Here is a 24965-nt window from a genome sequence, read left to right on the forward strand (position 1 = left end):
CCGTGGGCTCAGTCGGCTTTGTGCGCGCAGTCGATGCACACAGGCGTGGCCGGGTCCATCTCCAGGCGTTTGGGCTGAATGTCTTCCCCGCACGACACGCAGTAGCCGTATTCGTCTTCGTCGAGGCGTTTCAGGGCGGCGTCAATACGCGCCAATTCCACCTCGCGGCGGCGCTCGGTTTCAACCTGCATGGCTTGGTTTTGAAGGGCGTCCATGCGCGACAGCCGCCCGACGCTGGTTTGATCCAAGACCACAACGTCGCGTTCTTCGGCGCTGATTTCAGCGTCGTGCAGCAGCGCTTTGCGCTCATCTTGCAAGCGTTTGCGCACGGTTTTGGGGTCGAGTTGGCTCATGTCGGCGGGTGCCCTAAAGGTAATGAACTCAAGAACTTCCATTCTAAGCCGAAATGTGTGGAGCGGGCAAATTACAAAATGCCTTGGGTTTCGGCGTTTTCGTCACCACATAAGGTATGATATGGAGGTAAAAGGGAACTCGAGGGGGGCACTGTCCTATTGCTATTGGAGGTAAGCAAAAATGTTTGTGAAATCCATTTTGGATGAAAAAGGCCCAGAACTCATTTGCGCGCTTGAAAGCGACAGCATTCAAAAGGTTGCGCAGCTCTTTAAAAACGAACGCATCGGCTTTGCCATCGTGACCGACAGCAACCAAAACCACGTCGGCACCGTGTCAGAACGCGACATCGTTCAAGCCGTGGCCGACATTGGTGAAATTTGCACGTCGCCGATATCTGAAATCATGACGCAAAACGTGGTTTCCGTCAGTCCAGACGACGATCTGGAAACGGTTCGCGACATCATGACCGAACGGCGCACGCGCCATGTCTTGGTGAAAGACGACAATAAGGTTGTGGGCGTTGTCAGTATCGGTGACTTGATCAAGCACAGCTTGGCCGAATGCAAAATCGATGCGGCGCAAATGCAGCAATACATCAGCGGCACGGGCTATCAATAAGCATCCAGACCGCTGGACAAGCCAGACCCTTCGCGCCATCCTGTTTGCCTGATGGATTGAGCGGGACAAAAGCGTGACGGGTCTGAAGCGAACAAATCTGTTCCAAGATATACTCTTGGCCTTTCATATCGCGCGCCGTGATCTTCGCGGCGCGCTGAAAGCGCGTTGGCGCACGTTCTTGCTTCTGGTCTCTGGCGTGCTTATCGGCGTGGCCGCCATCGCCTTTGTGGGGGCAAGCACCCAGATGCTGCGCGACGGTGCCAGCCAAGGGGCCTTGGAGGCGGTGGGTGGCGATTTGTCTTTTCGCTTGTTTCACCGCGCACCTTCCGCAGAAGAATTTGACGCCATTTCCGCACTAGGCGAAACCAGCCTGACGGCGGAGCTACGCCCCATGGTGCGGGTGGTCAACCGTTCGGCGCTGGTGGAGCTGAAAGGCGTTGATGGGGCTTATCCGCTCTATGGGGATTTGAAAACCATCCCCCAAGCGCCCCATGCCCAGTTGCTGGAAGACAATGGCGCGCTGGCGGACCAAGCTTTATTCGAAGACTTGCAGCTGGATGTGGGTGATTGGATTTCCATCGGCCAAGCCCGGTTTCAACTGCGCGCCAAATTGGTGGGTGAGCCCGACCGCGCCTTTCGGGCGTTTACTTTGGGCCCCCGGGTGATGGTCGATATCAACGCACTGGCGCAAACGGGCTTGGTGGAACCCGGCGCAGAAGTCTATTTCTACACCCGCGTCAAACTTCCCCAAGGCACGGATGCTGGGGGCTTGCAAAGTCAAATCGAAAGTCAGTTTCCCAATTCGGGTTGGCGTATGGTCAACGCCCAGCAAGGTGTCCCTGGTTTAAGTCGCGTGTTGTCCATTGTCCATGTTCTGTTGCTGTTCATTGGTTTAGGTGTGATGTTGGTGGGCGGTGCAGGTGTCGGCGGCGCGGTGAAGGCCCATTTGGATGCCAAGATGGACACCATCGCCATTTTGAAAAGCATCGGCACCCCGCCCAATGTGATCACCCTGGCGCTGGGGTTGGAGTTGGGCGCAGGGGCGGGGCTTGGTGCGCTCATAGGCGTTGGCGTTGGTGCATTGGGGCCGAGCTTTGTCACCGCTGCTTTTGCAGATCAATTGCCCTTTGTCTTGGCGTCGACACCACCGCTGGCGCCCTTGCTCAGCGCCTTTTTGTTCGGCTTGTTGGTGGCGTTGTTGTTTGCCTGGTGGCCGCTGATGCATGCACGCTCCGTCTCCACACGGGAATTGCTGCGCGAACGCTTCACCACCCCGTCGTGGAAGTTGAGCAAAGGCGGTTGGCTCGGTGCAGGTGTGTTGGCGGGCCTGATTGTTGCGGTGCTGTTTTGGGTTTCGCCCATGCCACTGCTCAGCGTTGTGTTTTTGCTGGCTGGCTTGGTCTTGGCGTTGATCTATTGGGCCTTGGGTAAAGCGCTGGGCAAGCTGGCCAAGGTGTTTAAGTCTCGTGGACGGACCGGGCAGACGGGGCGTTTGGCGCTTGGGAACTTATCGCGCGCAGGCGCGCCCACGGGGCCTGTGGTCATGGCGCTGGGCTTGTGCCTGACGTTGTTGGTGGCGTTGGACGGTGTCGAAGGTGCGGCTGAGCGTCACGTGCAAGCCACGCTGCCCAGCGCGTCCCCCGATCTGGTTTTGTTTTCCCTGCCGAAATGGCAATCTCTGGATATCAGTGACGACATGCTGGCCTGGGAAGGGTTAGACAAAATCGACGTTGGACCATTTTTGCATGCCCGCGTCCAAAGCATCAAAGGCCAGCCTGTGCGTTCGCTCAATATTCCTGCAGGGTATAAATGGGTTGTTCGGGGCGATCGCGGTGTGTCGTTTGATGACTCCTTGTTTTCCGCCAAAGGGCCTGCCTTTATCGTGGATCAAGGTTTTGCCGACGCCGTGGGCCTGCGGGTTGGCGATAAGCTCACCCTCAATGTCTCCGGCCACCTCGCCCAAGGTCAGGTGGTCGAGCTTGAGACCATGGATTGGACCCAGCTGCAACTCGACTTTCCCATCATCGGCAATGACAAAGCCTTTGAAGGCATACCGCATGTGTATGCTATGAGCTTAACGGCAAAAGCCGGATATGCCGAGGCTCTGAAAGCCCGCATTCGCGACAATTACCCCGATGCTCCCACCATCGAGGTCGCAGGCGTGTTGAGCGCCATCGCCACGGTGGTGGACGTGATCATTGAGGGTTTGCGTGTGGCGTCTGTCGTCACAGGCGTGGCGGCCCTGATCGTTTTGGCCGGCAGCGTTTTACAGGGGCTGGGAGAACGTATGAACGACGCCATGCTGTTTAAAGTCCTGGGTGCGCGCCAAGGCCAATTGATGGGCCAACTGGTGGTGGAATTCAGTGTTTTGGGGGTCATGGTGGCGCTGGTGGCTACACCTTTGGGACTTGCCATGGCCGGGGGTGTGGCGAAGGCGGCCAAGCTTTCAGGCTGGCAGGTCAGTCTCTCATCGGCTTTGGAATTGGCGGCGATGGCGATCAGTGTGACGGTGGCAGTAGGATTGGCCGCCACTTGGGGGGCTTATGGAGCAGCGCCCGCGCGCTTCTTGCGCAACCGTGGGCTTTGAGCCGACTTTTTCGGTGCGGTTTTCTTCGGCGGTTGCGGACGGGCAAAGGTCCACTCATCGCCCTCAGACGCTCCGGGTTGGAAGGTGTAGCCGCCTTCATTGAAGTCTTTCAGCTTTTCCACATCGGTGATTTCATTTTGCACGATCCAGCGCGCCATGGAGCCGCGTGCGCGTTTGACGAACAAGCTCATGGTCTTGATGTCACCATTGTCGCGGATTTCTTTGAAATTGGGCGTGATGACACGCAGGCCCGCGTCTCGCAGCTCTTCGATCTTCGCGGCTTTGAAGTATTCGACGCTAGCCAAACATACAACGGTCTTGGTCTTTTGCGCTTTGGCTTGGTCGATGATGGCTTGGGACAAACGGCTTTCCCAATAATCGTAGAGCGTCTTGCCCTTGGGGTTTTTGAGCTTCGTGCCCATGTCGAGACGGTGCGGACGCACCAGATCGAGCGGGCGCAGCTTGCCATAAAGGCCGTTCAAAATGACCAAGTGGTCTTGTGCATAGTCGAGCTCATCCGCGCTTAATGTTTCGGCTTCAAGGCCCACATACGTGTCGCCCGAAAACATCCAGCACGCGGGTTTTGCGTTGTCGGGCGTGTGGGGAAAGGCAAAGACCGAGTAATAGTCCTTGACCAAACCCGCTTGTTTTTCGCTGATGTGCATCAGCTTTTCCATCTCCGACGTATCAAGCTTTCCCGTCAATTTGGCGAGCTTGGTCGCATCGTCGGGAAAATCCGGCGTGCTCAGCCCCGCCATATCGCGGTCCCACTCTTTTAAATTCAGACGTTTGGCCGGAGAAATCACAGCAAGCATGGTTGTTCGTCCCAATCTTAGACTTGTTCAAAAGCAAGGGGCAGGTTACCAATTTGATCGAGTTTTGCAAAAGGAACCTTCTTGATCATGATCAATGTCTACGGCATCAAAAACTGCGATACGGTGCGTAAAGCGCTCAAATGGTTGGACGCTCAAGGCCTGGAACACACCTTCCACGACGTGCGCGAAGACGGGCTGGAAGCGGCCAAAGTGAGCCGCTGGGTAGAGGCCTTGGGGTGGGAATCGGTGCTCAACAAACGCTCCACCACATGGAAACAATTGGACGAAAACAAAAAAAATAGTCTGAATGAGACGTCATCGGTTGAATTGATGTGCGCCTCCCCAACCTTGGTTAAGCGTCCGGTATTCGAGGTTAAAGACTTGGTATTGAACGGCTTTACCCCTGCTGTTCAGGCTCGGTTAAGCAAAAAGGACTAGACTATTATTCGTGCACACTTATGCATGAGTACAATTGCAATTCGACGTTCAAGATTTTATGATCCGGTCCAATCAAAACCAATGGATGCCTATATATAAAGGCAGTGGGCGCGTTTTGATGATCTAGAGTGGAAGTCTCAGAGGGGCTATAGAAGAATGATGTATCGGCGTTTGGTATTAACGATTTTGTTGGTTTGCGGGCTAGCCTTATTTACAGCGCCCGTGTCTGCAAACACGACACAGAGTGCGGACACGGCCGCTCAAGACTTTATTCAAGGTTTGGCGGATCAAGCCGTCCAGGCCTTAACCGCGAAGGATGTGACCCGTGAGCAACGCATTGAGCGGTTCCACGAATTGTTCGGTTCAAACTTCGACGTGCCGTTCATCGGCAAGTGGGTTTTGGGCCGCTATTGGAAAAAAGCCAGCGACACGGAAAAACAAGAGTACCTGAAGCTTTTCGAAGAGTACGTTGTCGTCAGCTATGTGGAACGCTTTGATCAGTATTCTGGCGAACAGATCCATGTGGTCAAAACCGTGTCTGACCCGGGCAAAGATTCCATCGTCTTTTCTGAAATTAACCGTCCCAGCGGGGGTGATCCCATTCGTGTGAACTGGCGCGTGCGCAACAAGTCGGATATCTATAAAATCATTGATGTCCACGTCGAAGGCATTTCCATGAGCCAGTCTCAACGCAAAGAATTCACCTCAGTCATCCGCTCCAATGGCGGCAAGGTCAGTGGCTTGAACGCTGTGTTGCGCAAAAAGCTTGATTCTTTGACCAAGTAAACCTCTCAAACGGTGGGGGCGTTATGCCTACGCACCAAACCACGACACAATCGAAAGGCCACGGGGATGAAAATTTCCCCGTGGCCTCTCGTCTTTTGCCGGCGTGGTCCAGGCCGCATGTGATGACGTTTTATGCGTTTGCCCGCGCTGCTGACGATATCGCCGATGCGCCACATCTCAGTGCTGAAGACAAACTAAACCAACTGCGCGCCCTTGATGCACAAGTGTTGGCGGGGGAAGGGGCGTTGGCTCAATCCTTACGCGACACGGAGGTTTCGCCGCGCCATGCCCATGACTTGCTGAAAGCCTTTATGTGGGATGCACAGCACCCGCGCACCAACGACTGGGCGGCGTTGATGGCGTATTGTCAGCTGTCCGCAGCACCCGTGGGGCGCTATCTGATCGATTTGTTGGGCGGCTGCGATGACGACTATCGTGCATCGGACGCGCTGTGTGCCGCATTGCAAATTCTCAACCACATCCAAGACATCCGTGCCGATGCCGTCACCATGGACCGGGTTTATGTGCCTGCGGATTGGATGGCGGACGCAGGGGTCTTGGTGGAGGACTTAAAGCAAGCCAAGTCTACACCCGCCCTTTCGGCGGTGAGACAGCAGATGCTGAGCAAAGTCGACGCACTTTTGGTTTTGGCCCAACCGGCTTCGCGTGTGATCCGCTCGCGTGCGCTGGCCCGGGAAGCGGCGGGGATTTTAGCCATTGCCAAAGCGCTGAGCCGGGCCTTGAAGACGAACGACCCGTTGATGCACAGGGTTGAGCTGTCCAAGCCGGAAATGGCTTTACGATTTATCTGGGGTGCGCTTCGGGCGTGAGTGGGGTAAAAGACGCGCATGAACCAAACCGCCGCACCAGCCTGTGACCATCCCACCGCCGGAAAAGCGGTGAATAGCTCATTTTATTGGGCCATGCGCTTGATGCCCAAGGCCCAACGCGAAGCCATGTTCGTGGTCTACGGCTTTTGTCGCGAGGTTGACGACATTGCCGATGGGTTCGATGCCAGCAATACAAAAATGCAGCGTTTGGAAGATTGGCGGCATACTGTGGAGAGGCTTTACACAGACGCTCAACCCCGTGCTGAGCTGTCGTGCTTACACCAGGTGGTCCATGCTTATGGGCTGAACAAGGCGGATTTGATGGCGGTTATCGACGGCATGGAAATGGATGCCCATGCACGGGTGCGCATTGCTGACGAAGCCCAATTCGATCTCTACATCGACCGTGTCGCCTCCGCTGTGGGCCGCCTGTCTGATAAGGTCTTCGGTGTCGAAGGCCCTGAGGCGGACCGCCTCGCACACCACTTAGGCCGGGGGCTGCAAATCACCAATATTTTGCGCGATTTGGGTGAAGATGCTGAACGCGGCAGGCTCTATCTGCCGCTCACCATGCTCAACGCCGCAGGCATCGCCTCCGATAACCCTCAAGACGTTTTCGCCGACCCGCATGTTCAAACGGTTTTGGATCAGTTGGCGGCGCAAGCACGCGACCATTTCAGCCAAGCGCGTGCGGCCTTGGCGCACTTGGACAAAGCCAAAACCCGCCCCGCGCGGGTGATGATGGCGGTTTATGAGCGTGTCTTGGACCGCTTGCAGGCCCGCGGCCTCAGCAACATCGCAACGCCTGTCAAGCTGCCCAAATGGCAAAAGCTGTGGCTGGCGTTGTATCACGGATTGCTTTGACATGGCCCCGTGCGTGCACATCATCGGTGCGGGTGTGGCAGGACTGTCCGCTGCTGTGCGCCTGGCCGAAGCAGGGGTGCAGGCCCGTCTTCACGAAACCGCAAAGCATGCCGGGGGGCGGTGTCGCAGTTTTTTCGACGAAACCATGGGCGCCACCATCGACAACGGCACCCACTTGATCTTGAGCGGCAATACAGAGGTCAGGGACTATGCCCGCTTGGTGGGCGGTGATGCGGCATTGGCTCCCCAGGCGCGCGCAGCTTTCGACTTCATGCATGTTAAAAACGGCCAGACGTGGTCCGTTGACTTAGGCGCGGGTGCAGGGCGCTGGGCTATGGTGCGTTGGCTGTTGAGCAAAGACCGCCAGCCCCCGGGGTTCTCCTTGCGCCAGTTCGTCTCTGATGTGCGGGCCTTAAAACGCGGGCAGGGGAAAACAGTTTCTGCATGCGTTGCCACAGACACGCCTTTGTTTGAAACCTTTTGGGCGCCCATGTGCAACAGTGTACTCAACGCCGCGCCGGATGTGGGGGCGGCGCAGTTGCTGTGGCGGGTGTTGGAACTGACCGTCATAAAGGGCGGCAAGTATGCCCGCCCTGTGTTGGCGCCGGACGGCCTGGGGGCGGCGCTGGTGGACCCGGCGGTGGCGTATTTGAAAGACAAGGGGGCTGCGCTTCATTTCGGACGGCGCATCACGGGGTTGGAGACCGACGGCGGGCGCGTGAAAAGCGTGCGCTTTGCCACGGCGGCCGAAGTTTTGGGCAACGGCGATCAAGTCATCGTCGCCACACCGCCCCAACACATTTCCGACTTGGTCCCCGGCGTGCCCAAGCCCGAAGGCGCCCATGCGATTTTGAACGTGCACTACAAACTCAGCACACCCGTGGCCGCGCCGCGCTTGGTCGGCCTGATTGGCGGTGCGTGCGAATGGGTGCAGTTGCGCGGCTGCGTCGCGTCGGTGACGTTAAGTGATGCTAAGGCTTGGATGGACAAAGACCTCGACGCCATCGCCCACGCGCTTTGGCCCGAAGTGGTGCAGGTGGACGGGCTTTACGGAGATATCCCGGACTACCGCGTCATCAAAGAACGCCGCGCCACGTTTGCGGCCACGCCTGAGAACTTGGCGCTGAGACCGGGGACGCGGACGTCTTGGGACAACCTCTATCTGGCTGGCGACTGGACCGACACAGGCCTGCCTGCGACGTTGGAGGGCGCGGTGAAGTCCGGACGGCTGGCGGCGGAGGCTGTGTTGGCGGGGTGAGGGGGGCTTGGGTGTGAGGCGCTTAGTCCCGCAACTCCGGCGGTAACTTGAAGTGCATGTTTTCTTCAATCCCGGTGAGCAGCTCGACGGTGGTGGTGCGCAGGGTGCCTAAGTAATCGATCACACCTTGCACCAACACATCCGGGGCTGACGCGCCTGCCGTAATGCCGACAGCGTTCACCCCGTCCAACCACTGCGGGTCGAAGTCTTGGGCGTTGTCGATGAGATAACTTTGAACCCCACAGGATTCGCCGATTTCACGCAGCCGCTTGGAATTCGAGCTGTGCTGGCCACCGATGACAAGCACCAAATCGACACTCTTGGTTTTGCAGGCCAATTCGCGCACGGCCTGTTGACGGTTTTGGGTGGCGTAGCAGATGTCATCCAGCGCGGGACCTTGGACCTGAGGGTAATGGGCTTCCAAGGCTACGATAATGTCGCGGGTGTCGTCCACGCTGAGCGTCGTTTGGGTCACATAGGCCATGGGCGTGTCAGAGGGCAGGTCCAGGGCCTCAACGTCCTCTACGGTGCCCACAACGCGGGTTTCGCCGGGAATGCGGCCCAGGGTGCCTTCGACCTCAGCATGACCGGCATGGCCGATCAGCACCACCACGTCGCCCTTAGCGGAATGGTTTTGGCCTTGGCGGTGGACTTTGGTGACCAACGGGCACGCCGCATCGATGTAGGGCAGCGCGCGGCGTTTGGCTTCGTCCTCAACGGCATCGGATACCCCATGGGCACTGAAAATGGTGTGGGCGCCGTCAGGGACTTCGTCCAGTTCCTGCACAAAGACAGCGCCCATGTCCCTCAACTCATCCACCACAAACTGATTGTGCACGATTTCGTGGCGCACATAGACGGGTGCGCCATATTTCTCCAACGCCTTTTTGACGATGGCTATAGCGCGGTCCACACCGGCGCAAAAGCCGCGCGGTTGGGCCAGGATAATCTTCAGCGGGGGGTGAGGTTGGGTGTCCAAGGGGCCTCCAGTGAGCAAGTTGGGCGACCATACAGCGCTTTTCGAGCGCTGAAAAGGGGGCTTTCATCACATTAAAGCGATACCAAGGGGGCGAATAACCCTTAGTAAGTATAGACTTTTGCCAATAGCGTAGTGATAAAACCCTTGACGTAGCTCAGCTATTTTGTATATTAGCGCTATCGGTGCCCAATTGGGGCCGATCAGTTCGCTTGAGGCATCGGGTCTTGAGTGAGCGGTGATCCGGCCGAAAAAGGCGGATCAAGCTTGTTAAGCCGTGCTTTTGCCACTCTGTTGCCATGATTTGTGGGCGATAATCGCTCTCAAGGAACGGAGGGGACCGGAAACAAGTTTAAGTCAGGACTATTGCTTCGAAGGAGGATAGCCATGTTGACGTCATATCTTTTGTTCGCACTCACTGCGACTTTGGCCGTCCCGGCGTTTTTCCTTTTACAGCAAGCTGATCTAAAGCCAGTCCGTATTCGTAAGAATACTCAACGCCCACGCGTTTGAAGGTTTTTGATCACATTTGTTTCTGACGACAGTCATATTTGTAATTTGGGAGTATAACTCGCCATGACCGCAATGAACCTACCCACCGCCGTAACTGAAAATGGCCTTTCGCGCTATTTCAAAGAAGCTTGGTCGTACCCCGTGCTTAAAGCCGAGGACGAACGCGCGCTTGCTGAAAAGTGGCGCGATGAGCAAGATGTCGACGCCGCGCACGCGCTGGTCACGTCGCACCTGCGCTTGGTCGTTAAAATCGCCATGGGGTACCGCGGATATGGTTTGCCGGTCGCCGATCTTGTGTCGGAAGGCAATATTGGCCTGATGAAGGCCGTTAAGAAATTTGAGCCCGAACGCGGCTTCCGCCTGTCCACCTATGCCATGTGGTGGATCAAAGCGTCGATCACCGAATACGTTTTGCGCTCGTGGTCCATGGTCAAAATGGGCACCGTGGCGGCCCAGAAAAAGCTGTTCTTCAGCCTGCGTCGTCACAAAAAGCGCTTAGGCATTCAAGACAATGGCGAACTGAGCCCGGAACAAGCGAAGCTTCTGTCTGAAGACCTGGACATCAAAGAGCACGACATCGTCAATATGAACCGTCGTCTGTCATCCAAAGACATGAGCCTCAACGCTCCAGTCGGCAACGACGAAGGCGGCGCCACCCTCGAACATCAAGATATGCTGGAATACGAAGGTGCTTCGCCGGAAGAGACTTACGGCTCCAGCGAAGAACGCGGCCTGCAGTCGGAAATGCTGCGCGACGCTATGGTGGAGCTGGACGATCGCGAACGCTACATCCTGACCGAACGCCGTCTCAAAGACGACCCGATCACGTTGGAAGAGCTAGGCCAACACTTCGGCGTATCACGCGAACGTGTGCGCCAATTGGAAGCACGTGCCTTTGCTAAGGTCCAAAAATTCATGACCGAAGCCATGACCAAGCGTGAACAAGACGCCGAGGAGGCACTTGATGCGGCGTTTATGCCGGCTTAAGTCCTGTGAACCCCCAGTACCCCCCCCTGAACGAACGGCGCACCAATGGCGGTGCGCCGTTTTTGTTTGGTAATTGGCAAGTCCTTGCCGATAATCGAATTTATGGAATCACCTGTGAACCCCATTATTCTCTTTTGCGACTTTGGTCTGCCCTACACCGGGCAGATGAAGGGGCGGTTGGTCGAAGAGCTGGGCCAAGACGCACCCAACCACCCCATCATCGATCTGATGCACGACGTGCCTGCCCACGACGTTCAGGCAGGCGCGATTTTGTTGGCGGCGCATGCGGATGACTTTCCGTTGGGCAGCGTGTTCGTCTGTGTGGTGGATCCAGGCGTCGGCTCGCACGAGCGCAAGCCCGGTGTGGTGCGCGCAGGGGGGCGCTGGTTTGTCGGCCCCTTGAACGGGTTGTTTGAACACGTGCTGAGGCGCTGGGACGATGCAGAGGTGTTCGAGATCACCTGGCAGCCGCCACAGCTCTCTGCAAGCTTTCACGGACGCGACTTATTCTCTCCGGTCGCGGCCGGACTGGCTTTGGCTGGGGACGACGGCATTCAAGGTCTCAGATTGGTGCCCTTGAGCCACATCCGTCACCCTGAATTCTCAGACAATTTAGCGCAAATCATCTATGCCGACGGGTTTGGCAACCTCATGACAGGCCTTCGCTTTTCCCGTTTAAACGATGAAGACTTAATTGAGGCAGCCGGCAAGATTATTCCACGGGCCAGAACCTTTGCTGATGTGGAGCCCGGTGCCTTATTTGTCTATGAAAATGCCATAGGATTGCTAGAAATTTCCGCAAATTTGGGGCGTGCAGAGGAAATCTTAGGGATTGGCGTGGGAAGCTCAATAAAAATCACCAAACTGTGACGACCGTCACTTTCTTTTCGTAGCGAAAATGCGTTACACTTCAGCCGCATGGCATATATTTAAAATCTCAACCCAGCCAAAAAAGGGATAGTTACGCACCAGTATGTGCAACGGGGAACTGAATGGCTCTTAAAGTCAAATTTTGGGGTGTACGTGGCTCGATCGCATGCCCATCCGCAGATCATATTCGATATGGTGGCAATACCAGTTGTTTGGAAATTCAGGCCGGGGACCGCCGTTTGGTTCTCGACGCTGGCACGGGCATTCGCGGCTTGGGCCAGACTTTTTTGCAAGAAGATGTTGAACAAATCCATATTTTGCTGACCCACACCCACTGGGACCACATCAACGGCTTTCCGTTTTTTGTTCCGGCTTATGATCCCAGGCGCAAGCTTCACATCATGGCAGGGCACCTGAAGGGCGATTCCGGTATTCAAAATGTTTTAGCAGCACAAATGGACAACCCCATGTTCCCCGTGCCGTTGGCTGCCATGCAGGCGGAAATGACGTTTGACGATTTCGAAGCGGGAACGAGCTTCGATCTTTACGACGACGTGCACATCCGCACCTGCCCCCTGAACCATCCCAATGGCGCCACCGGATACCGGATTGAGCACGCAGGTCATTCGATCTGCTACATTACCGATACGGAACATGTGCCAGGCAAAATGGACGAAAACATCCTCGGCCTGATCGAAGGTGCGGATGTTGTGATCTATGACGCGACCTACACGGAAGAAGAATATCCGTCGCGCATTGGCTGGGGGCACTCCACCTGGAATGAAGGCATTAAGCTCTGCAAAGAAGCCGGGGCGAAGTCCTTAGCGATTTTCCACCATGAACCGGAACACACGGATGAGTTCATGGATCAGCTGGAAAAAGACGCCCAAGCGGAATGGAGCGATTGCTTCTGCGCCAAAGAGGGTATGGAGCTGGTTTACGGCGATTAAACTTTTCAAGATTTCTGCCACAAAAAAGCCGCCCTGTAGGGGCGGCTTTTTTTGTGTGTGTCTTGTCTTTGTTATTGGCCTTCAAGCTGTTCGAGTCCGAGCGCATCCTCAGCCCCTTGTTTGAACGAGCTTTCGTTTGCATCGTCAGTGGTCTCTGCTGGTGGAACAGGGGGCGGCGGTGCAGTGTTTGGCTGGTTTTGCAGGTCTTCGGTGCGGCGTTGAAGGTCTTGGTTTTGTTGTTGTTCTTTTTCGGCTTCTTGGACGCGCTTTTGGACCTCTTGTTGCTTTTGTAAGGCTTCTGCTTCGCGGCGGCGCATTTCACGTTGGATGTTTTCTTCGACGATGATGTCTTGGAACTGATCTTTGAGCTTGTTGGTCATGGGGGTCAGCAAAATCGCCACGCGGCGGTTTTTCGCCTGGTTGATTTTGTTGGGCGTGCCGTCCGGGTTTAAGTTCGGCACCTTGGGATGCGCATCGCCAAAGCCCACGGCCTTCAGTTGGAAAACATGCACGCCACCGGCTTGTAGTTCGCGCACCACAGCAGATGCGCGAGCTGCGGATAGTTCCCAGTTGGAGGGGAACATCTCGGTGTGGATCGGATCGTTATCGGTGTGGCCTTCGGCTTCGATCATAAAGAACTTGTAGGACTCATTGGTCAGAACTTCTGCCCATTTTGCCAACAAGGGCTTGGCATCCTCTTTGATTTTGGCGGTGCCGGAGATGAAGAAACCTGCGCTCGCCATTTCAATGGTGACGCCGCGCTCGTCTTTGTGCACCTCGACGATTTGTTCCATGCCGGTTTCAAAAACGATGTCCTCAATTTTGGTTTTGACTTCGGACGTGGTGGTTTCTTTGGCTTCGCCTTTACCGATTTCCTCTTGGATACCAGCGATCACTTCTTCAAATAGCGGCATGTCAATTTTGGAGAACGACACCAGCATGACAAAAAACGCCAGCAGCAGAGTAATGGCGTCGGCATATGTGACCAGCCATTCTTCGTCAACGGGATCTTCTGTTATGGGGGGTGGGGGCAATTGCCGTCTCCCTTAGGCCGCAGGATTATTTGCGGCGTGCTTTGTCGATGCTGAAGTGAATAGCGGGATCCAGATAACTGTTCATTTTATCTTGGATAAAGCGCGGGCTTTTGCGGTCGGCCATCAAAATCAGGCCTTCGGCGACCAGGTAGTTGCGAAAGCGAATGATCTGTTCGCGCTGCATGATTTTGTTGGCGGCCGGAATAAAGATCAAGCGTGCGAACAACACACCGTACAACGTCGTGATCAAGGCGATGGCAAGGCCCGGGCCCAAGGCCGTCGGGTCGGCACCCATTTTGTCCAACATGATCACCAGGCCGATCAGCGTACCGATCATGCCAAAGGCCGGTGACGTTGACGCCATGAAGCGCAGAATGTGAACTTGGACCGTGTTGCGGCCAAAGGTTGTTTCGATCAAGTTGGTCATGATGTCGCGCACTTCGGCACCACTGTAGCCGCTGATGACCATCTCGACGCCGAACTGCATGAATTTATCGCCGCGCACGGCTTTTTTAGCTTCGGCCTCTAGGGCAGGGGGGCCGCCTTTTTGAACAATATAGGCCCAACGGATCATACGCCCGACCTCCGCCTTCAAAACATCGCGACCGACTTTGGGAGTGACCAGGATGCGACCGATCAAGCGCAGAGAAAGAATAACGTAACGCGGTTCGTAGGATATGAACGCGGCAGCAAACGTGCCACCGATCACAATCACAAAGCCGGAGCCACTGAGAAAGATCAGATAGTTGTCTGTCTCCCACACAATTGCGCCTACGAACATGCCGAACGCAACCAGCAGGGAGAAAACAGTTGATATGGATAGGCTCATCTAGGTTCCTCTCCCTCCAGCCATATTTTATGGCCAGCTGCCCCAAGTCGACGTTCTGCCAACACGAGGGAATCAGAATGCATTGCTCAAAAATAAGTGCGAATCGCTCCTATTTCAAAACAATCATACAGAATTGTTTCTTTATGAGAAATTAACCTAGAAAGTTAAGGGGGCTTAGCGCTCGCGGAAGGCTTCGTGTTTCAGCTTCAACACGGGCTTAATCAGATAGTCCATGACCGTTTTTTGGCCCGTATGGATATCGATTGTGGCTTCCATACCCGGCATAATGGGCAAGAGACCGGGGTTGCTGCCCAAATGCGATTTTTCCGGCCGAACGATGACCCGAAAATAGGGCAGGCCGTCTTCGTCCATGGAGGTATCGGCAGCGACCAAGGTCACTTCACCTTCCAACCCCCCATAGCGCGCGAAGTCGTAGGTGGTGATCTTCACCATAGCGCGCTGGCCTTCCGTAACGTAGCCACGGTCGGTTGGGTTTAAGCGGCTTTCGATGACCATGTTTTCACCCGTCGGCACAATTTCCAAGATCGGATCGCCGGGTTTGACGACGTTGCCGGCGGCGGTGTAGGCCAAGTTGATAATGACCCCGTCGATGGGGCTTTTGATCTCAGCGCGCACGCCCTGTTCTTCGGCTTTTTTCAACAGCTCAGACACGCGACCGATGGATTGTTCGGTCTTGTTGAGCTCATCTTGGGCTTCACGGCGAAAGCGGGTCTCGTCTTCGAGCAAACGGCGTTCTGCCTCGGACACGGCTGCGCGGGAACGCGGAATACCGGCTTCGATGGATTCCAGTTCACCGATGAGTGTTTCAACTTCACTTTGCACGTTCAGGTGATCGACTTGGGACGTCAAACCGTCCTTCAACAAATCTGTCGAGATTTTTAAGCGTTCGCGCGCGTTGCCCAAGTTGTTCCGGGATGCGCGCAGGCGCGCTTCCAATTCCTGGACTTCCAGTTTGCGTTGCTTGACCAGCTCGTTCAACACGGCGAGGCCTGCAGACAACTGGCGTTTGCGGGCATCGAAGGCTTGGCGTTGGGCAATCGCCTGATCCGGCACGCGCGCAGAGACGTCTTCGGGGAAGTCTGGGGTGCTTAAGCCTTCGGCTTCGGCATGGAGGCGGGCACGGGTCAGCAATTCACTGTCCAAACGCACCTGCAATTCTTGAATGTTCGCGCCGCCAGAGCCCAAATCCAATTGCATCAATGTTTGGCCTTCAGAGACCACGTCGCCTTCTTTGATGAATAAGTCTTGGATAATGCCGCCTTCCAAGTGTTGGATAACTTTGGATTTGCCCAGCGGGATAACTTCACCGGGGGCCACAGCCACTTCGTCCAATTTGGAAAAATTCGCCCACACCACGCCAAACAACATCAATGCCATCACCGGCCATGCCGCATTGCGCCACGTCGGCACGGGGTGGGATGTGAGTAAAGTGTCCAGCGGGTTCGGCTGCGCCTGGTCGGGCATCACTTATTCTCCAGAACCGGGGCCGCGTGGTGTCGGGATGGAGCGTGAACGTGCGCCTGAACCACGACCCGGTTGGTCTTTACGTGGGGGCACCGGGGCGACAGTGCTACCCTCTGCCCACGCTTGCAAGATTTTTTGCGTATCGGGACGCAGTGGAGCGCTGGAAAAGTCGGTTTCGTTCGCATCACTTTGTTGTGAAGGTGCGGGCGGCGGGGTCAAGTTGGCTTTTTGCGCGCCGGCTTGCGGTCCGCGCAAAGTGGGTTTGGTTTGACCCAAGGCGTGTTCAGGCTTCGGCGTTGCCGCAGCTTTCGGTTTGGGGGCCGCAGAAGCAGCAGGGCGGGGTGTTGCAGATGCTTTGACGCCGCCTGCATGTTTCAAGTCGTGATCAGAGACGGTCTTGCCCGAACGCAGTTTCGGTAACGAGCGCGGGTCGTGAGCGCGCGCGCTGGCTTGTGCCGGACGGGGCTGAACTTTGGGCATAGACGTCTGCGGCTGTTGCGCAGTGGCCGTCGGGCGTTTTTGTGTCGGGCGCGGTGTCGCGGCGGCCTGAGGTTTTGCGCTGGCTTTTGGCGTTGCAGCCGCTTTCGGTGTTGCAGCTGCTTTCGGGGTAGCGCTGGCCACGGGGCCGGCCTTTGGACTGGCTTTTTGTGCAGCGGTGTCCGGTTGCGGTTTTGCGCCTGCGGGGGCGCTAGGCGTGCCTTTGGCCGCAGCGGGAATTCCGCCAGGCTTCGGGTCTTTTGGTTTTTGAGCTTGCGGTGCACCACCCGGTTTGCCCGGACTGCCTTTGGGGGCCGGCATCTTGCCACCGAACAAGCGCGGGAGAACTTCGTTTGCCGGGCCTGCCAAGGCCAACTTGCCGCGATCAAGCGCATAGAGATAATCACACGCCGACAGCATCGTCGGACTGTGGCTGACGATAATTACAGTCCGGGTTTTGGCAATTTCAATGAGCGTGTTTTTCAGTTCGGTTTCCGCATGACGGTCGAGGCTGGATGACGGTTCGTCCAGCAGCACGACGGGCGGGTCGCCGACAAGGGCGCGCGCAATGGCGATGCGTTGGCGTTGACCGCCGGACAGGCGTGAGCCCGCTTCGCCGATTTCCGTGGCGTAGCCATCGGGGAGATCGATAATGAAGTGGTGCACACCGGCTTCGGTCGCGGCTTTGATGACTTGTTCGTCCGAGGCCGTGGGAACGCGGGCGGTCATGTTGTCGCGGACGGTTCCGGCGAACAGGACACTTTCTTGGGGGACATAGCCCAACCAGTCGGCGAGTTCTGAGCGGGTAAATTGTGCCATGTCGGCACCGTCCAGCGTGACACGTCCTTTTTGCGGCTGATAGAGGCCTTGGATGATTTTCAGCAGTGTCGTTTTGCCTGACCCGTTGCGTCCGACCAAGGCGTGAATGCCACCTTGCTTGATTTCAACGGTGATGCCGGCCACGACCGGGGCCAAGTCTTCGGAGTAGGAGAAAAATGCGTTTTCAACGCTGATCGCACCTTTCGGTTTGTCCAGTTGGATTTCGCTTTCTTCACGTTCAGCGTCTTCGCTAAAGACGGCGCCCAAACGTTCGGTGGCTTGCATGAAGCCGGAATACATGCGCCACGTGCCGACCAATTGGTTCATCGGGCCGACAATTTTGCCCGACAGCATGTTGGTGGCAATCAAGGCGCCGATGGTCAAGCTCTGGTCGATGATGGCCAAAGCGCCCACCGTGGTTAGGCACAGTGACGTTACCAGCCCCAAAGACGCACCCAGATTGGAAAATCCGTCGGTTTTGGTGCCGCGCTCGATGGCGCTTTCGATGTTTTCTGCATGTTTTTCTTCCCATACCGGTTCCATAGAACGGTCAAGAGCCAAGGCTTTAATGGTTGTGCGCCCACCGATCATTTCATTGACCAGGGAGTCCCGCGATTGCGTGGATTTGCGTTCCTCGCCACTGGCGGCGCTCATGGTACTGGCGGATTTCCAAGCCACCGTCATGAAGATCGGCAGCATAACCAGCAACACCCAGGCAACCGGGGCGGCAATGACGAAGATCAAGATCAAAAACAAAATGGCGAAGGGCAGGTCGGCAACCAACAGTGCGGTCGAGCCAGACAAGGTGTTGCGCACCACATCTACATCGCGAAACAGCGAAGACCAATACGCCGTGGGCTGAGATTCAAGGCGCTGCATGGGAAGACGCATGAGTTTGCGAAACAGCCGACGACCCAGGTCGACATCAACGCGCAAAGCAACCGTTTGCAAAATACGCGCGCGGGCTTGGCGCAGGATGTAGTCGAACGCAATCACCAACACCATGCCGACCACAAGGCCCTGCAGGGTTGAGATGCCGTTGTTGTTCACGACGCGGTTGTAGACCTGCATGGTGAAAACAGGAACCGCGAGAGCTAGCATGTTGACAAAAAACGACATCGCCACGACTTCACGGAAGACGGGCGTCATCGGTTTCAAAAAGGGCTTTAGCCAACTTGTGGCCGACTGTTCTGTCGACGGTTCCAAAACTATTCTCCGCTCAAGCGTTTGTTTTCTTGATCAATTCTTGATCGTTGGGCAATCGCGAGCCCATGGAGGGCTAGTACAAAAGCTCGGCTACATCATCATAGATATGAGTTAACGCAAGGTAAAGGAAAGACTCGATTCGGAAATAATTTATTTGTGTAATTTCAATGCGTTCTAAGGTCCTTTTATAAGGTTAATTTACCTTTAGGTCAGAACTGCAAAAACCGAGTCAATACATAATATAAACGGACTCATGATTTTTATTTCCCTTGACCATGTACCCCATTGAATTGTCTAGTAAAAGCACTAACGTTTAAAACGTTTTATGTCTGCGGGAATTCGGGCGCATTTGGGCTCAGGGGAGTGGTGCAAGATCATGGGATTTTTGAGATCAGTGTTCCGGTTTGACCGGATTGTTGGCGTGTTGATGCTTTCCCTGCTGTTGACCTTGTTGTACGCAGAACCCTATCCCGTACGCTTCCTGCGTGAGAAAAGTTTCGATATATACCAACAGATTAAGCCGCGGCCTCTGCCTGCACCCAATGACCGGCTGGTGGCCATTATTGACATTGACGAGCGCTCTTTGCGCGAAGTTGGGCAAATGCCGTGGCCGCGCAACATTATGGCGCAATTGGTGGCGAATTTGTCCGCCTTGCAAGTCGGCGTGGTCGCTTTCGATATTGTGTTCGCCGAACCTGACCGGATGAATCCGCAAGGGGTGGTGGACTCTTTGGCTGGGCTCGACGAAGGTGTGCGCGCAAAAATTTTAGAACTGCAAAGCAACGACGATGTTTTTGGGCAAGTGGTGTCCAAATCACAGGTGGTTTTGGGGCAAGCAGGCTATTGGGATCAATTGCCCAACGATGCGGGTGAGCCGTTCAAAAAATCCGTGGCCGTGCGCAAATTAGCTAAAGGCACACCCGATCCTCAAGACTTTTTGACTGAGGTTCCAACCTTGATCCGCAACATTCCCCAACTGGAAAAGGGGACGCGGGGGGTTGGTATGTTCTCGTTGAACCCGTCGTTGGACGGCATTATTCGCGAAGTCCCTCTGGTCGCCAAGCACGACAACCACCTCTATCCCGCTTTGTCGGTGGAGGCCATCCGTGTGGGCTTTGGTGTTTCCACCTTGATGACCGAGGTTGATCCCTTTGGCATCAATGCTATTGGCGTGGCGCCGAAACGCATTGTGAAGCCGAAGGGCTTAAAAATCCCCACCAACGAGCGCGGTATGGTGCGTCCGTATTTTGCGCATCATGACAAACGGCTCTATGTCTCGGCGGCGGATGTGCTGAATGCCCACGAGCTTGATAAGGATGAGTTGGAGAAGCTCAAAGCCAAGGTCGCCGGCAAAATTACCTTTGTCGGGACGTCTGCGGTGGGGCTTTTGGATATTCGGTCCACCCCGTTGGATCCGTTGATCCCGGGAGTGGAGGTTCACGCCCAGGTGATCGAAAACGCTTTGGCCATTGATCGGGCGGCAGGTGCGATCATTGCGCCGGACTGGTTCTTGAAGCGCCCCGAATGGACCAAAGGTGTCGAGCTGATGCTGGTGGCCCTTGGCGGGCTACTGATGGTGATTATCGTGCCGATGTTGGGCGCGACGCGGTCTTTGATCGTGGTTTTGATTATTGCGGGCGGTGCCGTTGCCGGGTCTTGGTATGAGTTCGATCAAGAACGGGTGTTGTTGGACGCAACGTTTGCGGTGATCTCGACCTTCTTGTTGTATTCAACATTGACGTACATGAACTTCACCCGGGAAGAAGCGGCAAAAAGACAAACCCGCGATGCGTTCTCGAAATACCTGTCCCCCGACATGGTGAGCGTGGTTGCTGAAAACCCAGATCAGTTGAAATTGGGTGGGCAAAAGCGCGACATGACCTTGCTGTTCTGCGACGTGCGTGGCTTTACCACCATTTCAGAACAGTTCGACGCTGAAGGTCTCACCCAGCTGATCAACAAATTGCTGACGCCGTTGACCAATGCGATTTTGGCGCGCGCGGGCACGGTCGATAAATACATGGGTGACTGCATTATGGCGTTCTGGAACGCCCCGCTGGACGATGCCGAGCACGCCAAGCATGGCTGTTTGTCGGCCTTGGCCATGTTGCACGAAATGGTCCCGCTGAACGAGACGTTGGAAATCGAAGCCGGGGAAGAGGGGCGCAAACACATTCCCTTGAAGGTCGGTTTGGGCTTGAACTCCGGTGAATGCGTTGTCGGCAACATGGGATCGGACCAACGCTTTGACTATTCGGTTTTGGGCGATACGGTGAACCTTGCCGCGCGTCTGGAAGGCCAATCCAAGAACTATGGCGTGCGTGTGGTGATCGGTTATGACACCTGGGTTCAGGTGCCGACTTTGGCGACCATCGAGCTGGACTTCATTCAGGTGAAGGGCAAGACCACAGGGGTGCGTATCTTCGCCCTTTTGGGCGACGAAGACATGGCCAAAAAACCGGAATTCTTGTCCTACAAAACCAAAGTCGATGAGATGCTGAAAATCTATAAGTCTCAGGACTGGGACGGCGCCCGGATTGCCATCAACGAAGCGCGCCAAGCGGGTGAAACCTTCATGGCCGCTGTCGCCAAAGAGGCTCAAGCCGAAACCGGCGCAACCATTGCCCCCAAAGATGACCCCAACGCCTGCGACCCATCCGTCGTCGATGAAACGCTCTACGAACTTTACGAAAACCGTATCGCAGAATACGAGATCAACCCACCGGGCGAAGACTGGGACGGCGTGTTCATCGCGACAACGAAGTAAGTCATTTTCCAAGACAAAAAAGGGAGCGTTTTGGCGCTCCCTTTTTTTGTAAAGTTTCTTATTCACATCAACCCCTGATCTCCGTTTAAGTTGTACAAAATTAGTCAAGGCAATTTTACGATTAGGAGTGTGGATATGAAATTAGGACTTTGGCACGAAGGTGTCACGGGTGAGGCTGCTGAGGATGAGGCGGCATTTGAAGAATACTGTGCGGCGATGATCCGGTTTATCAAGAAGGCCAAAATCAAGCGTTCGTTCTTTAGTTTGATCGACCCGGGCATTGATTCAGGTGCGGCAAATTATACGCAGTGGATGAAGACCTATTGGTTGGACAAGCTGCCCGAAGACTGTGAGGCCGGGATCGTGGCTGCGATCCGGCCAAAATATAAGTGGACCTGGGACACAAATGTTGCCCCTAAGGGCGCTGACAATATCCAGCAATGCTTTAAGTTCATTTCCGAAAACCTGAATTCAGGATCGGGCAAAAAGGTCACCTGCGTTGCTTTCGACGGTGAAGGCATGGGCGAATATGCATCGACCAAAGGCGTTGAAAATATCGCCACGGCTTGGGATCAGTATTTTCCGGATCTGAAGGGGAAATATGATTTTGGTTGGGCAAAGATGACCCCACCTGTGAAGTCCGGTACCATCGAGCTGGGTACGGTTTATCCTGAGCTTTATTGGATTGGGGAAAATAAAGAGGTGGGCTGTACGGATTATCGCAAAACACCAACCCAATGCGGTTCAGGCACCCTTTACCACAAATATGTAAACCAGCCGCAAGCGATGTATGACAATGTCTTTAAGGCCTACTTTGAAGAGAAGAAGACCTACTTCAAAGCTGCGGGTGCGTGGCCGATGTTCTCCGTTGAACACTTCACGGACAAGAACTGTCCTCAGGCGACGTATGATCCTGGTGGTTTTTGCGGCACCTTTGACGGCTTTGGCGTCTGGGAATGGGATGCGTTCTACAAGTTCTTAGAGCTGGTCAGCACGACCATCGATAAAGAAGAAATCATGATCTACGAGTGGCAGTTCATTCCGACGTCGTGGATACCGGAAGCTTAATCCAGCGTCCATTCCACGCGCGGAAAATGACACGTATACCCGTGCGGATTTCTGAGGAGGTAGTCCTGATGTTCAGGCTCTGCTTCCCAGAAATCCGTTACCGGGGACACTTTAGTCGCCACCGGTCCCGGCCAGAGCTGTGAGGCCTCGACCTGTGCAATGATGTCGTGGGCCAAGACGAACTGGTCGTCATTCACATAAAAAATTTCTGAGCGGTACGAAGACCCAACGTCATTGCCCTGTCGGTCGTGGGTGGTGGGGTCGTGGATTTGGAAAAAGAACTTCAAGATCGTAGCGTAACTGATTTCGTTGGGGTCGAAGAACAGCTCTAACCCTTCGGCGTGACCAGCATGGTTGCGATAAGTCGCGTTGGGCACATCGCCGCCAGTGTAGCCGACACGGGTGTCCTTTACGCCTGGGAGCTTGCGAAACAGCTCCTGCATGCCCCAAAAGCACCCACCTGCGAGAACCGCACGTTCCAAGTTGTCCGACATTCCATGCTCCCTCGATGTTGGGTATCTGCCTTAGATATCAGGACGGGAAGCGCAATAATCAACCCTTGGGCAGGGTAAAGGTGAAGCTGGCGCCGCCATCGGGGTTGTTGGCCGCCTGGATGGTGCCGCCGTGACGGTCCACCATGTCTTTGCACAGCGGCAATCCCAACCCTGTACCCAGCTCGCCTTCGGTTCCGCGTGTGGTGATTTTTTCATCGATGCGGAACAATTTGGGGATGATGTCGGCGTCCATGCCCATGCCGTTGTCCGTGATGCGGACTTCGATATGGTCCGGATGCTCGTCAGCTGCAATGACAATGCGCCCGCCGTGGTCAACGAACTTGATGGCATTGGCCACCAAATTTCTCACGACTGTGGAGATCATGTGGTAATCGGCATGTGCCCCAACGCCATCAATGGTGTTGTCGATGGTGACAGCCTTTTCTTTGGCGCTGGAGTTCAGCGCACCGATGACGTCATCGACCAAGCCGGAAAGCGAGAACGCTGTTTTTTCCAGATCGTCCTTTTCCATTTGGTGGCGCGACCATTCTAAAAGGCCTTGCAGCAACTCGAAGAAGTGTTCCCCCGCCTGATTGACATGCCCGGCAAAGGATTTGAGCTTTGTGCGGTCTCGGGTGTCGACGTATTCTTCGATTAAACGCGTCATACCCAAGAGCGTCGTGAACGGGCTGCGCAGGTCGTGGGCGATGATGGAGAAAAAGCGGTTCTTCACGGCCACTTCATGGGACAGCTTTTGGTTCAGATCCGACAGTTCCTGGGTGCGTTCATGGACCATGTCTTCCAAGCGGCGTGTGGCCGCGCGAAACGCGATCAGCAACATGATTTCCAAAATCACGAAACCCGTTACGGCATAAAGGATCGTAATCCAAAGCTGTTCGTCCAGCTCAGCCAAGTCTTGGGTAATGTCTTCCCACACCAACACTGCGCCAACGTTTTTGCGTGTGGGGTCTTTTTTGTGCAGGAAGTCATAGAGCGGGAAAAACGTCGCCGCGTAGGTCGTTGATCCCATCTTGACGATGTAAGGCGCATCAAAGCTCGGACGTCCGTCTGGATTGAAGGGAATGTTGCGGATCAGCTCTTCCACACCATCGCGGGACGTTGCCTCGATAACGCAGCGGCAATCGGGCCGGGTGGTGCCAAAGACTCGTTCAAGCGCTTCGGGCCACATGGTTTCTTTGATGTGATCGCGGGTCAGTAATACGGTGAAGGACGCATCCAACCCATCATCCAGAATTTCGATGATTTTTGAAAAAGACGTTCCGGCTTCCAAAGCGCCGGTGTGCACGCGTTCGCCCGTTTGGGGATCGGTGGCGAACATGGGCACCACACCGCGCAGGCCGGAATAGACGCGGCCCGTCTCAAACCCGAATTGGTTTTGGTGGGTGGCGTTGGTTTCAACGATGGTGAAGCGCACATCGTCCATGTTGTCGCCGAATTTGTCCTTGCGGTGGACGCGCAAGTAACTGGTGGACCCGGGGCCTAAGTGAAAGTGCAGTTGGCGAATGCGGAAGTCTTTGGACGCTTTCAGCCAGCTTTCACCGACCTCATCGAAGAGCTTATCGCGCCACTTTTTGGCTTCAGCACCGCCCGGGCCGCCGCCTTCGGCTTTGACCGCTTTCACACCTTCATAAAACAGGTTTTGGATTTTGGCGTTATGCGCGTACAGCGATGCCACCAACATCAAGTCCGTATACGTCTGTTCCAACGCAACATCCAACGTGGTGAAGTTTTGCTGGGCCTCGGTCTTGAGGTGGGCCTCAAAATTCTCGTGCGAAAAATAAGAACTGATCAGCACGAAAATAATATCGATCACAGCGATAAACGCCGTGAGGGTCAAAAGCACGTATTTCTTGCGCATGTGTGGGTCTTTTTCCCGTTTTATATGACATAATTATATTATTCAGGTCATACAAATGCAA

21 protein-coding genes are annotated in these 24965 nt (G+C 55.2%); 12 read left to right on the forward strand and 9 right to left on the reverse strand.

The features are described 5' to 3' along the window. Window positions 1-8 precede the first annotated feature (8 nt). Window positions 9-353: a TraR/DksA family transcriptional regulator gene (locus tag V5T82_RS05175; protein ID WP_332894543.1), complete on the reverse strand. Its 345-nt coding sequence runs from the start codon at window positions 351-353 to the stop codon at window positions 9-11. Between the two features lie 181 nt (window positions 354-534). Here V5T82_RS05175 and V5T82_RS05180 point away from each other — a divergent pair, with 181 nt between their 5' ends. After that, window positions 535-972: a CBS domain-containing protein gene (locus V5T82_RS05180; protein ID WP_332894544.1), complete on the forward strand. Its 438-nt coding sequence runs from the start codon at window positions 535-537 to the stop codon at window positions 970-972. 115 nt (window positions 973-1087) lie between these two features. Next, the gene (locus tag V5T82_RS05185) at window positions 1088-3559 is read left to right on the forward strand and encodes an ABC transporter permease (protein WP_332894545.1); all 2472 of its coding nucleotides are present in this window, start codon (window positions 1088-1090) and stop codon (window positions 3557-3559) included. On the opposite strand, the gene yaaA is transcribed toward V5T82_RS05185, so the two are convergent. Next, entirely contained in the window at window positions 3514-4374 is an 861-nt protein-coding gene (yaaA, locus tag V5T82_RS05190) for a peroxide stress protein YaaA (RefSeq protein ID WP_332894546.1), read from the reverse strand. The two genes, V5T82_RS05185 and yaaA, sit on opposite strands and share 46 nt — an antisense overlap. Before the next feature lie 87 nt (window positions 4375-4461). Between yaaA and V5T82_RS05195 the strand changes: the two genes are divergently transcribed. From V5T82_RS05195 to hpnE, 5 genes are all read left to right on the forward strand, one after another. Continuing rightward, window positions 4462-4812 (forward strand): arsenate reductase, encoded by a 351-nt coding sequence (locus V5T82_RS05195; protein ID WP_332894547.1) that lies wholly within the window; start codon window positions 4462-4464, stop codon window positions 4810-4812. Between the two features lie 156 nt (window positions 4813-4968). Beyond that, entirely contained in the window at window positions 4969-5598 is a 630-nt protein-coding gene (locus V5T82_RS05200) for an MlaC/ttg2D family ABC transporter substrate-binding protein (protein WP_332894548.1), read from the forward strand. A 23-nt stretch (window positions 5599-5621) separates the two neighbouring features. Continuing rightward, on the forward strand, window positions 5622-6428 hold the full coding sequence (locus V5T82_RS05205; protein WP_332894549.1) for a squalene/phytoene synthase family protein: 807 nt from the start codon (window positions 5622-5624) through the stop codon (window positions 6426-6428). Between the two features lie 18 nt (window positions 6429-6446). Continuing rightward, window positions 6447-7292, forward strand: coding sequence for a presqualene diphosphate synthase HpnD (hpnD, locus tag V5T82_RS05210; protein WP_332894550.1), 846 nt, complete (start codon window positions 6447-6449; stop codon window positions 7290-7292). A 1-nt stretch (window position 7293) separates the two neighbouring features. Then, window positions 7294-8550 (forward strand): hydroxysqualene dehydroxylase HpnE, encoded by a 1257-nt coding sequence (gene hpnE, locus V5T82_RS05215; protein ID WP_332894551.1) that lies wholly within the window; start codon window positions 7294-7296, stop codon window positions 8548-8550. 22 nt (window positions 8551-8572) lie between these two features. Here hpnE and ispH read toward each other — a convergent pair whose 3' ends face one another. Further along, a complete protein-coding gene (gene ispH / locus V5T82_RS05220; protein WP_332894552.1) occupies window positions 8573-9529 on the reverse strand; it encodes a 4-hydroxy-3-methylbut-2-enyl diphosphate reductase in 957 nt (318 codons plus the stop codon). A gap of 573 nt (window positions 9530-10102) precedes the next feature. On the opposite strand from ispH, the gene rpoH reads away from it, so the two are divergent. From rpoH to V5T82_RS05235, 3 genes are all read left to right on the forward strand, one after another. Next, the gene (gene rpoH, locus V5T82_RS05225; protein WP_332894553.1) at window positions 10103-11026 is read left to right on the forward strand and encodes an RNA polymerase sigma factor RpoH; all 924 of its coding nucleotides are present in this window, start codon (window positions 10103-10105) and stop codon (window positions 11024-11026) included. A 114-nt stretch (window positions 11027-11140) separates the two neighbouring features. Next, entirely contained in the window at window positions 11141-11896 is a 756-nt protein-coding gene (locus V5T82_RS05230; RefSeq protein ID WP_332894554.1) for an SAM hydrolase/SAM-dependent halogenase family protein, read from the forward strand. A gap of 122 nt (window positions 11897-12018) precedes the next feature. After that, a complete protein-coding gene (locus V5T82_RS05235; protein ID WP_332894555.1) occupies window positions 12019-12846 on the forward strand; it encodes an MBL fold metallo-hydrolase in 828 nt (275 codons plus the stop codon). A 71-nt stretch (window positions 12847-12917) separates the two neighbouring features. Here V5T82_RS05235 and V5T82_RS05240 read toward each other — a convergent pair whose 3' ends face one another. From V5T82_RS05240 to V5T82_RS05255, 4 genes are all read right to left on the reverse strand, one after another. Next, window positions 12918-13880 carry an OmpA family protein gene (locus tag V5T82_RS05240; protein WP_332894556.1) on the reverse strand — a complete coding sequence of 321 codons (963 nt, stop codon included), beginning with the start codon at window positions 13878-13880 and terminating at the stop codon, window positions 12918-12920. A 25-nt stretch (window positions 13881-13905) separates the two neighbouring features. After that, window positions 13906-14709 (reverse strand): motility protein A, encoded by an 804-nt coding sequence (locus tag V5T82_RS05245; RefSeq protein WP_332894557.1) that lies wholly within the window; start codon window positions 14707-14709, stop codon window positions 13906-13908. Between the two features lie 174 nt (window positions 14710-14883). Beyond that, window positions 14884-16194: an HlyD family type I secretion periplasmic adaptor subunit gene (locus tag V5T82_RS05250; protein ID WP_332894558.1), complete on the reverse strand. Its 1311-nt coding sequence runs from the start codon at window positions 16192-16194 to the stop codon at window positions 14884-14886. A 3-nt stretch (window positions 16195-16197) separates the two neighbouring features. Next, a complete protein-coding gene (locus V5T82_RS05255) occupies window positions 16198-18696 on the reverse strand; it encodes an ATP-binding cassette domain-containing protein (protein WP_332894559.1) in 2499 nt (832 codons plus the stop codon). Window positions 18697-19072: 376 nt separating this feature from the next. On the opposite strand from V5T82_RS05255, the gene V5T82_RS05260 reads away from it, so the two are divergent. Both V5T82_RS05260 and V5T82_RS05265 read left to right on the forward strand, forming a co-directional pair. After that, on the forward strand, window positions 19073-21463 hold the full coding sequence (locus V5T82_RS05260) for a CHASE2 domain-containing protein (protein ID WP_332894560.1): 2391 nt from the start codon (window positions 19073-19075) through the stop codon (window positions 21461-21463). 135 nt (window positions 21464-21598) lie between these two features. Next, on the forward strand, window positions 21599-22531 hold the full coding sequence (locus tag V5T82_RS05265) for a hypothetical protein (RefSeq protein ID WP_332894561.1): 933 nt from the start codon (window positions 21599-21601) through the stop codon (window positions 22529-22531). Here V5T82_RS05265 and msrA read toward each other — a convergent pair. Both msrA and V5T82_RS05275 read right to left on the reverse strand, forming a co-directional pair. After that, entirely contained in the window at window positions 22528-23025 is a 498-nt protein-coding gene (gene msrA / locus V5T82_RS05270) for a peptide-methionine (S)-S-oxide reductase MsrA (RefSeq protein ID WP_332894562.1), read from the reverse strand. The two genes, V5T82_RS05265 and msrA, sit on opposite strands and share 4 nt — an antisense overlap. Before the next feature lie 58 nt (window positions 23026-23083). Next, entirely contained in the window at window positions 23084-24904 is a 1821-nt protein-coding gene (locus V5T82_RS05275; RefSeq protein WP_332894563.1) for an ATP-binding protein, read from the reverse strand. Window positions 24905-24965 lie beyond the last annotated feature (61 nt).

This window comes from Magnetovibrio sp. PR-2, assembly GCF_036689815.1.
Lineage (GTDB): Bacteria > Pseudomonadota > Alphaproteobacteria > Rhodospirillales > Magnetovibrionaceae > Magnetovibrio.

Bases quoted from the DNA above. Each gene is read 5' to 3' on its own strand.
- V5T82_RS05175 (WP_332894543.1), bottom strand. From the start codon at position 353: ATGAGCCAACTCGACCCCAAAACCGTGCGCAAACGCTTGCAAGATGAG.
- V5T82_RS05180 (WP_332894544.1), top strand. From the start codon at position 535: ATGTTTGTGAAATCCATTTTGGATGAAAAAGGCCCAGAACTCATTTGC.
- yaaA (WP_332894546.1), bottom strand. From the start codon at position 4,374: ATGCTTGCTGTGATTTCTCCGGCCAAACGTCTGAATTTAAAAGAGTGG.
- V5T82_RS05195 (WP_332894547.1), top strand. From the start codon at position 4,462: ATGATCAATGTCTACGGCATCAAAAACTGCGATACGGTGCGTAAAGCG.
- V5T82_RS05200 (WP_332894548.1), top strand. From the start codon at position 4,969: ATGATGTATCGGCGTTTGGTATTAACGATTTTGTTGGTTTGCGGGCTA.
- V5T82_RS05205 (WP_332894549.1), top strand. From the start codon at position 5,622: ATGCCTACGCACCAAACCACGACACAATCGAAAGGCCACGGGGATGAA.
- hpnD (WP_332894550.1), top strand. From the start codon at position 6,447: ATGAACCAAACCGCCGCACCAGCCTGTGACCATCCCACCGCCGGAAAA.
- hpnE (WP_332894551.1), top strand. From the start codon at position 7,294: ATGGCCCCGTGCGTGCACATCATCGGTGCGGGTGTGGCAGGACTGTCC.
- rpoH (WP_332894553.1), top strand. From the start codon at position 10,103: ATGACCGCAATGAACCTACCCACCGCCGTAACTGAAAATGGCCTTTCG.
- V5T82_RS05235 (WP_332894555.1), top strand. From the start codon at position 12,019: ATGGCTCTTAAAGTCAAATTTTGGGGTGTACGTGGCTCGATCGCATGC.
- V5T82_RS05245 (WP_332894557.1), bottom strand. From the start codon at position 14,709: ATGAGCCTATCCATATCAACTGTTTTCTCCCTGCTGGTTGCGTTCGGC.
- V5T82_RS05250 (WP_332894558.1), bottom strand. From the start codon at position 16,194: ATGCCCGACCAGGCGCAGCCGAACCCGCTGGACACTTTACTCACATCC.
- V5T82_RS05260 (WP_332894560.1), top strand. From the start codon at position 19,073: ATGGGATTTTTGAGATCAGTGTTCCGGTTTGACCGGATTGTTGGCGTG.
- V5T82_RS05265 (WP_332894561.1), top strand. From the start codon at position 21,599: ATGAAATTAGGACTTTGGCACGAAGGTGTCACGGGTGAGGCTGCTGAG.
- msrA (WP_332894562.1), bottom strand. From the start codon at position 23,025: ATGTCGGACAACTTGGAACGTGCGGTTCTCGCAGGTGGGTGCTTTTGG.
- V5T82_RS05275 (WP_332894563.1), bottom strand. From the start codon at position 24,904: ATGCGCAAGAAATACGTGCTTTTGACCCTCACGGCGTTTATCGCTGTG.